Genomic DNA, 11238 nt, shown 5'->3' with positions numbered 1-11238 from the left:
AGATGAAATTACCGCCAAAAAGAACCCCCCCCCCACGGTTTCGACGCAATCCTTGCGCAACACTGGCCTCATTATCTTGAGGTTTAAAAATGCTGACTGTGGCTCATTCTATGCACTCGGACCACGATATGACGCTGGTCTTGCTTGCCGCGCTGTTGTGCGCGTTTGGCAGTTGGGTGATTGCAAATCTTTATCGGCACGCGCTCACCCAGTCGCCGCGACAGGCGCTGTTGTGGTATTTCCTGACCGCCGTGACTTCGGGCATTGCCATCTGGTGCACCCATTTCATTGCCATGCTGGCCTATCAGCCCGACGCGCCGGTCAGCTTTGATTTCGGGTTGACCTTCGTCTCGCTGTTGATCGCAATTATCGGGTCGACCTTGGGCATTTTGATCGCCGGGATGTACCGCAGGCGGATCACGAATGTGATCGGCGGGGTGATCCTGGGGCTGTCGATCTCGGCCATGCATTACACCGGGATGGTCGCCTATCGGATCGAAGGTATGATCCACTGGGACCAGAATTATCTCGTCGCTTCGGTCGTGCTGGCCATGGTGCTCTCCATCGTGGCTTTGTCCTTTGGTGGGCAGGGCGAAAAATACGCCCGGTCAAAAATGACGGCGAGCTTTGCTTTGGCGATCATCGGCCTCCATTTTACCGGCATGGCGGCTTTTCACGTGATGCCGACAACCTTGATCGGCGGTCATAGCAACCCGGATGAGTTCAGATTGCTGGCGATGGTCATCGCAGGAACGGCTGCAATGATCGTGACCGGCGGGCTGTTCACCTATTTCATCGAAAACCGCACCCGGATGGAGAATATCGACGAGCTGCGTCAAGCACGGGATGAAGCCCGCGATGCCAGTCGGGCCAAGTCCGAGTTCATGAGCGTTCTCAGCCATGAGTTGCGCACGCCGCTGACCATCATCAACGGCTACGCCAGTTTCCTGACCAACCTCAAAGGTCATACCATGGCCAAGCTGAAGCCGAACGAGGCGATCACAAAGGTGCATTTCGAAGAACTCGGCGACCAGACGGAGCGTTACGGCGGCCGCATCAAATCGGCAGGCGACCATCTATTGACCATCATCAACGAACTTCTCGACTATACGAGCATCGAGTTGAATTCCGTAAAGCTTACCAAAACCTCATTCGTGGCGGGCGATTTGCTGGCCGAATTGGCAGAGCAATTTCAGGGGCTGGCCAAGGAAAAGCAGGCGGTGCTTGAAATCGAATATGATGAATTCGACGTTTTCGCCGATCGGGGGCGCTGCAAGCAAATCTTGATCAACCTTTTGGGCAACGCGCTCAAGTTCTCGCGCGGAACAAGCATCGTGATCCGCGCCAAGCAGATGGGCGAAAGTTGTCGGCTGGAGGTCGAAGACAATGGCTGCGGGATGCCTGCAGAAGATCTGCAGCGGATCTTCCAAGCTTTCATTCAAGCCGAAACAGCCAGCAAAAGCGCCGATGGCGGCACCGGGCTGGGCCTTGCGATCTGCAAAAAGCTCGCCGTGGCGCATGAGGGGGACATCCGCGTGGAAAGCACCGTCGGGGTCGGCACGAAATTCACCGTCGATCTGCCGGTCTGCGCCTCCGAAATTGAGGTGGGAAATACGCTTGTGGCGGCGTGATCGGGGGCATCTCGATTGGGGAAAATGCATCATAGGGCTGCGAAAGCGCCGGTTCTAGGGCCGCGCGACCTATCCGCATCTAAACGCGGTGGCGATCAAGGTACCTGCCGCGGGGCAGATGTGGTGGAAAATGGCGCTCCCTGAAGGATTCGAACCCTCGGCCTGCCGATTAGAAGTCGGCTGCTCTATCCAGCTGAGCTAAGGGAGCACAGGGCCGCTTATAGGGGCAAGCCTCGCCTTGCATCAAGAGGAACCCGACGCAGGCCGGGTGGGTTGATCCGCCATCGGACATATATTCCAACGGAGGAAGCCATGTATCTGCGCAATATCCTACTCGGGGCCGCTTTGGCCACAACAGGCGCCGTCGCGGCGCAGGCCGAAAGCCATATGCAAACGTCGGCGACGGCTCAGGTCGCGGGCAATTCGAATGATATCTCGGGCAACGTCTCGCTCAACACGACCGCCTCGGGCCGCACCTTGGTCAAGATCGACGTGACGGGCGTGCCCGCAGGCACCCACGGCGTGCATTTGCATGAAACTGGCGATTGTTCGGCAGAGGATTTTAAATCTGCCGGTGGCCATATCGCGGGGGACCGCAAGCACGGTGTGCTGGTCAAGGATGGGCCGCACCCCGGGGATATGCCCAATATGGTCGTGGGTGAAGATGGGGTGCTGGAGGCCGAAGTCTTTCTCGACCTGCTCGATATTGAGAGCATGATTAAGGACAATGACGGTGCGGCCTTCATCATCCACAGCGACGCGGACGATTACGAATCGCAGCCATCGGGTGACGCGGGTTCGCGTATTGCCTGCGGCGTGTTTGAGGCGTCGTGATCTAAAGTGAGTATTTGGCGCTTCCGTCTTGATTCGATTATCGCGGCGGGGGCGTCGTTTCGGGGCGAGAACAGGGGCGCAATGTTGGCTCTATTGAAACGAGCATCCTTTGCGGGGCATGTCGATAAGTGAAGACAGGTAAATGGTGCTGCTGGAGAGAATTGAACTCTCGACCTCTCCCTTACCAAGGGAGTGCTCTACCTCTGAGCTACAGCAGCGCCGTGGGCGGGTGATTAGCCGCAATCGAAAGGGGGCGCAACCCCTGATCTGGACCCTTCTTGCCCCCTGCGCTAGATAGGCGGCATGGCAAAGCAAAACGGCCCGGAAAAGAACGCGAAAACACCCTCTGCACGGGAGGCGCGGCTGAAGGCTGCGCTCAAGGCAAATATGGCCCGGCGCAAGGCGCAGGCCCGCGCGCGGGCCGAGGATGTGGCGCAGGATACAGGCAATGGCCCCGAGGGGCCGGAAAAGGACAGCTGAACGATGGATTCCATTCTGGTCAGGGGCGGCGGTGCGCTCAACGGGCAAATTCCCATCGCGGGCGCGAAAAACGCCTGTCTGGCGCTGATGCCCGCCACATTGCTGAGCGAAGAGCCGCTGACGCTGACCAATGCGCCGCGTCTGAGCGACATTCGCACGATGACGCAGCTTTTGCAGTCTCTCGGGGCCGAGGTCGCCGCGATGCAGGACGGCAAGGTCATCACCATGGCAAGTCATGGGAAGATCAATACCCGCGCTGAATATGACATCGTGCGCAAGATGCGCGCGTCGAATCTGGTCTTGGGGCCGCTTTTGGCGCGCGAGGGCCATGCCGAAGTCTCGCTTCCCGGCGGTTGCGCGATTGGGGCGCGTCCGATGGACATTCACACCGACGGTTTGGCCAAGATGGGCGCAGAGATCGACCTGCGGGACGGCTATCTTTATGCCAAGGCTGCGGGCGGCAAGCTGAAGGGGGCGGTGATCGACTTCCCCTTCGCCTCTGTCGGCGCGACCGAGAATATCTTGATGGCCGCCACCCTTGCCAAGGGCACCACCGTCATCAACAACGCCGCGCGCGAGCCCGAGATCGTCGATCTGGCGGACTGCCTGCGCGCGATGGGCGCGCAAATCGAGGGCGATGGCACCTCCAGCATCACCATTCAGGGCGTCGACAGCCTGCATGGCGCGACCCATAAGGTCGTGACCGACCGGATCGAGCTTGGCACCTATATGCTGGCCCCGGCCTTCTGCGGCGGTGAGGTCGAGCTTCTGGGCGGGCGAATCGACCTGCTGGAGGCGTTTTGCGAAAAGCTCGACGCGGCGGGCATCAAGGTGACCGAGACCGAGGCGGGCCTCAAGGTAGCGCGGCGCAACGGGCGGATTTCGGCGGTGGATGTCACGACCGAGCCTTTCCCCGGTTTCCCGACCGATCTTCAGGCGCAGATGATGGCGCTGCTCTGCACCGCCGAAGGCACCTCGGTCCTGGAAGAGAAGATTTTCGAGAATCGTTTCATGCACGCGCCAGAGCTGATCCGCATGGGCGCGCGAATTGATGTGCAGGGCGGTACGGCCAAGGTCACCGGGGTCGAAAAGCTCAAAGGGGCGCCGGTTATGGCGACCGATCTGAGAGCGTCGATTTCGCTCATTCTCGCCGGGTTGGCCGCCACTGGGGAGACCACGGTCAGCCGGGTCTATCACCTCGATCGCGGTTATGAGCATGTGGTGGCCAAACTGCGCGGCATCGGGGCGGATATCGAAAGGATCAGTGACAAATGACCGAAGATGCACGTTTCGAAGATGGCCGCGAAGCGCCGCTGAATCTCGGCGCATTGGATGCCGAGGATCTGACGGTGATCGCCTCGCTGACCCAAGACGCGGTCTTTCCCGCCTCCGAAATGCGCTGGCACCGCGCGGGCGCGCGTTTTGCGCTGCTGCTGAACCGCTTGCGGCATGAGGATACGGGGGCGGCGCGTCACGCGCCCGAGCGGGTGCAATCGGTGCTGATGTTCAACAACGTGCAACGTGTCGCCAGCCAAGGCGTGCCCCAGGGCGATGCCGATACGATCCTGTCGCTGCTCGACATCGCGTTTGAAGAGGGCGACGCGCCCTCGGGCCATGTGACGCTGACCTTGGCCGGAGACGGCGCGATCCGGCTGGAGGTCGAAGCGCTTGAGGTGACGCTCAAGGATGTGACCCGCCCCTATCTCGCCCCGTCTAAGAAAAAGCCCGTTCACCCTGAGTGACATCCCGTCACGGTGGCAAGGATCGCAAGATGCCGGAACTGAAACAGAACAGATTTACCCGGGGGCGCGTGGTGGCCCTGACAACCGAGGCGACTGGCTGGGCCCTTTTGCTGCTTGGTCTGGCGCTGGCGGTACGGCATCTGTTGGGCACGGTCACCTTGCCGGGGCTTTTGGCCCCTGCCGCGGCGATTGCGGGCGGGCTGTTTGCCATTCTTGCAGCGCATGTGGCGCGCGCCGTGTTCGACAACGCCCAAGACACCCGCGCGATGCGTTTGGCGCAGCGCTCGGCCCCTAGTGCCGCTGTCAAAACATCAAGCCTGCGGGCCGAGCCCAGCCTGCGCCGCCCATCCGCGCCTTGATACCATTGGGCCAGCCCTGCGCGGCGGCCTCCCTTACGAAAGCTTAAACCCATGCCTGTCACGCTCGATGCCTCCGCAGCCGATTTCGAAGCGGCCTTTGACAAACTGTTGAACGCCAAGCGCGAGGACAGTCCCGATGTCGATGCCGTGGTGGCCGAGATCATCGCCGATGTGCGCGCCCGTGGCGATGCCGCCGTGATCGACCTGTCGCAGAAATTCGACCGCGTGACCCTGACCGCCGAGACCCTGCGCATCAGCGCGGAAGAGGTCGAGGCCGCCGTGGCCGAAGTCTCCCCCGAAGACCGCAAGGCGCTGGAACTCGCCGCCGACCGCATCCGCGCCTATCACGCCCGGCAACTGCCCGAGGATGCGGAATGGACCGACCCCGATGGCGCCACGCTGGGCTGGCGCTGGACGCCTGTCTCCGCCGCGGGCCTCTATGTGCCCGGCGGGTTGGCAAGCTACCCGTCCTCGGTGCTGATGAACGCGGTTCCGGCCAAGGTGGCGGGGGTGGCGCGCCTTGCCATGGTCGTGCCGACGCCCGATGGCGTGCTGAACCCGCTTGTACTGCTGGCCGCCCGCATCGCCGGGGTGGATGAGATTTACCGCATCGGCGGCGCGCAGGCCGTGGCGGCGCTGGCTTACGGCACCGAAACGATCCCCCCGGTGGACAAGATCACCGGCCCCGGCAACGCTTTCGTCGCCGCCGCCAAACGCCGCGTTTTCGGCAAGGTCGGCATCGACATGATCGCGGGGCCATCCGAGATCCTCGTCATCGCCGATGGAGAGAATGATCCCGATTTCATCGCCCTTGATCTGCTCAGTCAAGCCGAACATGACGAGAGCGCGCAGAGCATTTTGATCACCACTGACCCTGCCTTTGCCCGCGCGGTACAAGAGGCGGTCGAGAAACGTCTGCTTACCCTCGAACGCCGCGCCATCGCGGGCGCAAGCTGGCGCGACAATGGGGCCATCATCACCGTGCCGGACCTAGACGCCGCCGCTGCCCTCAGCAACCGCATCGCGCCGGAGCACCTTGAGCTTTGCGTGGCGGACCCGAAGGCGCTGTCGGACAAGATCACCCATGCGGGCGCGATCTTCCTTGGCCAGTGGACGCCCGAGGCGATTGGCGATTACGTCGGCGGGCCGAACCACGTGCTGCCCACGGCGCGCTCGGCGCGTTTCTCCTCTGGCCTGTCGGTGCTGGATTTCATGAAGCGGACGACGCTGGCGCAGATGTCGCCCGAGGCGCTCAAGGCCATCGGTCCCGCGGCAGAGCGGCTGGCCCAATCCGAAAGCCTTGAGGCGCACGGCCTGTCGGTCACCGCGCGTCTGCGCAAACTCAACGACTAGGGCAGGGGGGGGCAAGACAGCCCCCGCCTGCGCGCTCTCGGCTCTGCCGATCCTTCTGACGTATCGTCAGATGCGTTGACGGGGCGCAATCGCGGGCGCGCGTGCTCTCGCGCATTGCCCCCTCCCCACCGCTGCGCTATCCACGAAAGGGTATCGCCAGCAAAAAGGATGCGCCGATGACCCGCATCACCCATATCGCGCTTGATGACGCAAACATGCCGCCCCCCACGCCCGAGATTGATCAGGAGCGTAAGGTGGCCATGTTCGACCTGCTGGAAGAGAACAGCTTTGTCCTGCCCGAACGCGAAAAGGGGCCGGTGCCCGAAGGGCCTTACCATCTGTCCCTGTCTATCCGCGACAAGCGGCTGGTCTTTGACGTGCAGACCGAAGCGGCTGAAAAGGCGGCGGAATTCCACCTCTCTCTCGGGCCGTTCCGACAGGTGGTGAAGGATTACTTCCAGATTTGCGAAAGCTATTTCGAAGCGGTCAAGAAACTGCCCCCCAGCCAGATCGAGACGATCGACATGGCCCGGCGCGGCATCCACAACGAAGGCTCCCGCGTGCTGCAGGAGCGGCTCTCGGGCAAGGCTGAGATCGACACCGACACCGCGCGGCGGCTATTTACCCTGATCTGCGTTCTGCATTTCGGCGGATAAATGACGCAGGTGCTGCCTCAATCCGTTCTCTTCTGCTGCGATCACAACGCCGTCCGCTCCCCCATGGCCGAGGGGTTGATGAAGAAGTTCTACGGCACCGGCACCTATGTCCAATCCGTCGGCGTCAAGAACGATATGGAGATCGACGGTTTCTCTATCGCCGTATGCAAAGAGTTGGATGTGGAGCTTGACCGCCACCGCAGCCGCAGTTTCGACGAGATGGAGGAATGGGGCGACGATCTGGGGTCATTCGACCTTGTGATCGCGCTCAGCCCCGCCAGCCAGCGCCGGGCGCTGGAACTGACGCGGTTCTATCACCTTGACGTGGAATATTGGCCGATCCTCGATCCCACCGGGCTGGGCGAGGGGCGCGAGGCCAAGCTCACGCAGTTTCGCGCCGCCCGCGATCAGATCGTCGGACGGCTGATTGACCGCTTCGGCCAGCCCCTTAGCGCAGACTGAGCGATCAGGTGTTGGAGCAGGCCGCCGCGGCGCTTTGGCCAAAGGCTTTCCATGTGCTCCAGAAAGCGTTGTCGCTTTTGTTGTCGGATTGGCGCATTTCTTGCAAACGATGCGGGTCACGGAAAATCTTGGCGCCTTGGCGCTGGTCCGAGCGCGACAGCGTCTGATCCGCCACCGCCTGCACGCAGCCGCAGCGCGCATGGCTGGAGCCGCGGCGCCCATCGGCCAGACAGGCCTTTTGGATCGGCCCCGTGGCGAAAAGAACCGGTGTGGGGGAGAAACGTCCTACGGCGGCATCGCTGGAATAACGTGTGCCGCCACAGCCCGCCAAGATGGCGAGCGCCATCAAACTTGCAACTGTCCGCATTGATTTGCCCTATTGTTCTGGACCATGGGGTTTTCCCCTTGTCGGCCCGGTCTGCTCTGCCCGTCATTATGCCGCAAAAGCGGGCTTCGCGCAATTCTCCATTGGGGGGCTGCGCCCTTTGGCCCGCGATAAAGCGCCGTGACGTGCGGGCAGGGGCATGGGCGCGTTCATGGCCAATTGACGCAGGCGCGGCTCTGCGCCATATCCCCTTGCATGACACCGCTTGAAAACATCCGCAACTTCTCCATCGTGGCGCATATCGACCACGGCAAATCCACGCTGGCCGACCGGTTGATCCAACTCACCGGCACGGTCGCCGAACGCGACATGCAAAGCCAGCTTCTGGACAACATGGATATCGAGCGGGAGCGGGGCATCACCATCAAGGCCAACACCGTCCGCATCGAATACCCCGCCAAGGACGGCAAGACCTATGTGCTGAACCTGATCGACACGCCCGGACATGTCGACTTCGCCTATGAGGTTGCGCGCTCCATGCAGGCGGTCGAGGGCTCGCTTCTGGTCGTTGACGCCACCCAGGGGGTCGAGGCGCAGACGCTGGCCAATGTCTATACCGCCATCGACGCGGATCATGAGATCGTGCCGGTGCTGAACAAGGTCGACCTGCCGGCCTCCGACCCCGACCGCGTGCGCGAACAGATCGAGGATGTGATCGGCATCGACGCCTCCGAGGCCTGCCTGATCTCGGCCAAGACCGGCGTCGGCATCCCCGACGTGCTGGAGGCCATCGTCAACAGGCTGCCCTCCCCTGCGGGCGGCGACCCCGACGCGCCGCTGAAAGCGATGCTGGTGGACAGTAAATACGATCAATACCTCGGCGTGATCTGTATCGTACGCATTGTGGAGGGCACTCTGAAAAAGGGCGACCGCATCCGCATGATGAAGACCGGCGGCACCTATGACGTGGACGACGTGGGCGTCTACCGGCCCAAGATGGTCGGCGTCGAGAGCCTCGGCCCCGGCGAGATCGGCTATCTGAACGCCTCGATCAAACAGGTCCGCGACACCCGCGTCGGCGACACGATCACCCATGAAAAGCGCAAATGCGAAACCGCGCTGCCGGGCTTCAAACCCTCGGTGCCGGTGGTCTTCTGTGGCCTCTTCCCGGTCGACGCCAATGATTTCGAGGACATGCGCGATGCGATTGAAAAGCTCGCCCTGAACGATGCCTCCTTCACCTATGAGATGGAAACCTCCGCCGCGCTTGGCTTCGGCTTCCGCTGCGGCTTCCTTGGCCTTTTGCACCTCGAGGTGATCCGCGACCGGCTCGAGCGCGAGTATGACATCGACCTCATCACCACCGCGCCCTCGGTGATCTACCACGTCCACATGAAGGACGGGGAGATGCAGGAGCTGCACAACCCCGCCGACATGCCCGACATGACGCTGGTGGACCATATGGAAGAGCCGCGGATCAAGGCCACGATCCTCGTGCCCGACGACTACCTCGGCGACGTGCTGAAACTCTGCCAAGACCGCCGCGGCATTCAGGAAGACCTGACCTACGCCGGCTCGCGCGCCATGGTGGTCTATGACCTGCCGCTGAACGAGGTGGTGTTTGATTTCTACGACCGGCTGAAGTCGGTCACCAAGGGCTATGCCAGCTTCGACTACCAGATGATCGGCTACCGGCAGGACAATCTGGTCAAGATGCAGATCCTCGTGAACGACGAGCCGGTCGATGCGCTGTCCACGATGGTACACCGCGACCGCGCCGAGATGCGCGGCCGGGCGATGGTGGAAAAGCTCAAAGACCTGATCCCGCGCCACATGTTCAAGATCCCGATCCAGGCGGCCATCGGCGGCAAGGTGATTGCGCGCGAGACGCTTTCCGCGATGCGCAAGGACGTGACGGCGAAGTGCTACGGCGGCGACGCCACGCGGAAGAAGAAGCTGCTGGAGAAGCAGAAGGCCGGCAAGAAGAAGATGCGTCAGTTCGGGAAGGTGGATATCCCGCAGGAGGCGTTTATTTCGGCGCTGAAGATGGATGGGTGAACGCCGGTCCGGGGCCTAGGCCCCGGCAAGCGCTCCGGGGGAGCGTTTGAGGCGTGAACGGGCGGAGCCCAGGCGGTTGGCCATTTTTAGCGCGCGCGGGAGGCAGCGTATTGCGAAGCAATGCGCGTTCCCGCTGGGTTGTGTCTAGGGCTTGCTGGTTGGGGGTGACCGCCCTTTTTCGAGTACATCAAGGTTTTAGAGGGTAGTCTCCTGTCAAAGAGATAGAAGTTTTGCCAGATTAGCCGGAAGTCTATCTTTAGGTGTGCTGTAATCACCGGAGAAACTTGCGTCTAAGGAGTTTTTCTTGATCAAAAGGCGATCTTTATTAATTTCGAAGTACAGTCCCAGCCCAATCGCTGTCGGAACGCCCCATGAAATTTCTAATGTTCCGACTTCATCGGTTTCCAGCGTTGCCTTTTGAACTTTGATGAGGCCGGCGTGCTCTAGCACTTCGGCGGCACCATCCATTCCTCCTATTCCAAATCCTGAATTCCCGTTGTAAATTGAATAAGATATGAAATGCCCATCCAATAGTTTGTCAATTATCTTAGCGCACCGCACTAAATCTTTATGATTTCCCGCGGTTGGGATCGGGATTATGCCGTGTTCAATCTTATCTAAGTAGAACTCGATTAAGCTTCGGCTGTTGTAAGTGCAATTTTCAACAGTGCACCAGCGAGAAGAGTCACCGTTTGAAACAGACCGTAATCCGGCAATGAACTTTGGTTGCATAAATCGGTTAATAATTTTCGCTTCTTTAGGTCCGATTTTGCGTAGGGCGTCATTGTAGGCAAGAAATTTTGCATCGAACTCGGTGGTAGAGTTAGCAAGTAGTCGGGCCCAGAGCTCGAGAATATTCTCAGCCGTCGCATCTTCATTGGAGGAGCCTTCAATCCAGCTTGCCAAGTATTTCTGCGAAACCGGCTCCGGGAGTTCACCTCTTTCAGTCTTAATTTCTTTCGCTCGCTGCATCGCAATCGCACTCGCTTCAGCTTGATTCATTCGGAATGCGGCTAGCTTGTCTTTAACGATTCCGAGCGGCTCTCCGATTATGCCAATAGTGTCTGCAGCGTACTGTGTCACTTGCGCGAGAGGTTTAAGTCCTTTTACGCGCAAGGATACGCCTTTGCCCTCAAATTCGATATTCGGTTCATCAGTCATTATTGACCTCAAATTTTCAGTTCTAAGCAAAGATTGAAAGGGCCGCAGGATACAGGTTGGCGGCTCAATCGGTCGATTAGCTTAACAGGTTACTCATTAGAGGCATGTCTCGCAAATTATGCAATGGGCGGGCAGCCCTTTGATTGCAGTTCCACTTTTCTCCTTCTCCAACCAATG

12 protein-coding genes and 2 tRNA genes are annotated in these 11238 nt (G+C 60.4%); 10 read left to right on the top strand and 4 right to left on the bottom strand.

Annotation, left to right across the window (positions count from 1 at the left end; translation table 11 throughout):
- The first annotated feature begins 128 nt into the window (after positions 1-128).
- The gene (locus ACGYK7_RS04770) at positions 129-1631 is read left to right on the top strand and encodes an MHYT domain-containing protein (RefSeq protein WP_394399510.1); all 1503 of its coding nucleotides are present in this window, start codon (positions 129-131) and stop codon (positions 1629-1631) included.
- Positions 1632-1762: 131 nt separating this feature from the next.
- Here the strand turns inward: ACGYK7_RS04770 and ACGYK7_RS04765 are convergent.
- Positions 1763-1839, bottom strand: a tRNA-Arg gene (locus ACGYK7_RS04765).
- 104 nt (positions 1840-1943) lie between these two features.
- Between ACGYK7_RS04765 and ACGYK7_RS04760 the strand changes: the two genes are divergently transcribed.
- Positions 1944-2465, top strand: a complete 522-nt coding sequence (locus ACGYK7_RS04760) for a superoxide dismutase family protein (RefSeq protein WP_394399508.1) — start codon at positions 1944-1946, stop codon at positions 2463-2465.
- 143 nt (positions 2466-2608) lie between these two features.
- On the opposite strand, the gene ACGYK7_RS04755 is transcribed toward ACGYK7_RS04760, so the two are convergent.
- Positions 2609-2683: transfer RNA gene (locus tag ACGYK7_RS04755), tRNA-Thr, on the bottom strand.
- Between the two features lie 85 nt (positions 2684-2768).
- Between ACGYK7_RS04755 and ACGYK7_RS04750 the strand changes: the two genes are divergently transcribed.
- The 7 genes from ACGYK7_RS04750 (at position 2769) to ACGYK7_RS04720 (ending at position 7517) form a co-directional block, all read left to right on the top strand.
- Positions 2769-2945, top strand: coding sequence for a hypothetical protein (locus tag ACGYK7_RS04750; protein ID WP_394399506.1), 177 nt, complete (start codon positions 2769-2771; stop codon positions 2943-2945).
- A gap of 3 nt (positions 2946-2948) precedes the next feature.
- Entirely contained in the window at positions 2949-4220 is a 1272-nt protein-coding gene (gene murA, locus ACGYK7_RS04745; RefSeq protein ID WP_394399504.1) for a UDP-N-acetylglucosamine 1-carboxyvinyltransferase, read from the top strand.
- A complete protein-coding gene (locus tag ACGYK7_RS04740; protein WP_394399502.1) occupies positions 4217-4687 on the top strand; it encodes a DUF2948 family protein in 471 nt (156 codons plus the stop codon). The genes murA and ACGYK7_RS04740 overlap by 4 nt, the downstream gene beginning before the upstream one ends.
- A 29-nt stretch (positions 4688-4716) precedes the next feature.
- Complete coding sequence (locus ACGYK7_RS04735; RefSeq protein ID WP_394399499.1) at positions 4717-5046, top strand: hypothetical protein; 330 nt, start codon at positions 4717-4719, stop codon at positions 5044-5046.
- A 51-nt stretch (positions 5047-5097) separates the two neighbouring features.
- On the top strand, positions 5098-6399 hold the full coding sequence (hisD, locus tag ACGYK7_RS04730; protein ID WP_394399497.1) for a histidinol dehydrogenase: 1302 nt from the start codon (positions 5098-5100) through the stop codon (positions 6397-6399).
- A 152-nt stretch (positions 6400-6551) separates the two neighbouring features.
- Entirely contained in the window at positions 6552-7055 is a 504-nt protein-coding gene (locus ACGYK7_RS04725; RefSeq protein ID WP_276154108.1) for a UPF0262 family protein, read from the top strand.
- Positions 7056-7517 (top strand): low molecular weight phosphatase family protein, encoded by a 462-nt coding sequence (locus tag ACGYK7_RS04720; RefSeq protein WP_394399495.1) that lies wholly within the window; start codon positions 7056-7058, stop codon positions 7515-7517. It abuts the gene before it with no gap.
- A 4-nt stretch (positions 7518-7521) separates the two neighbouring features.
- On the opposite strand, the gene ACGYK7_RS04715 is transcribed toward ACGYK7_RS04720, so the two are convergent.
- Entirely contained in the window at positions 7522-7884 is a 363-nt protein-coding gene (locus ACGYK7_RS04715) for a hypothetical protein (protein ID WP_271689040.1), read from the bottom strand.
- A 213-nt stretch (positions 7885-8097) separates the two neighbouring features.
- On the opposite strand from ACGYK7_RS04715, the gene lepA reads away from it, so the two are divergent.
- Positions 8098-9900: a translation elongation factor 4 gene (lepA, locus tag ACGYK7_RS04710; RefSeq protein ID WP_394399493.1), complete on the top strand. Its 1803-nt coding sequence runs from the start codon at positions 8098-8100 to the stop codon at positions 9898-9900.
- Positions 9901-10113: 213 nt separating this feature from the next.
- On the opposite strand, the gene ACGYK7_RS04705 is transcribed toward lepA, so the two are convergent.
- The gene (locus ACGYK7_RS04705) at positions 10114-11061 is read right to left on the bottom strand and encodes a hypothetical protein (protein ID WP_394399491.1); all 948 of its coding nucleotides are present in this window, start codon (positions 11059-11061) and stop codon (positions 10114-10116) included.
- Between the last annotated feature and the right edge of the window lie 177 nt (positions 11062-11238).

It is taken from the genome of Sulfitobacter sp. 1A15299 (assembly GCF_043556915.1).
Classification (GTDB): domain Bacteria; phylum Pseudomonadota; class Alphaproteobacteria; order Rhodobacterales; family Rhodobacteraceae; genus Sulfitobacter.
The sequence above is the reverse complement of the archived record's forward strand: the minus strand, read 5'-3'. Positions and strand labels throughout refer to the sequence as shown.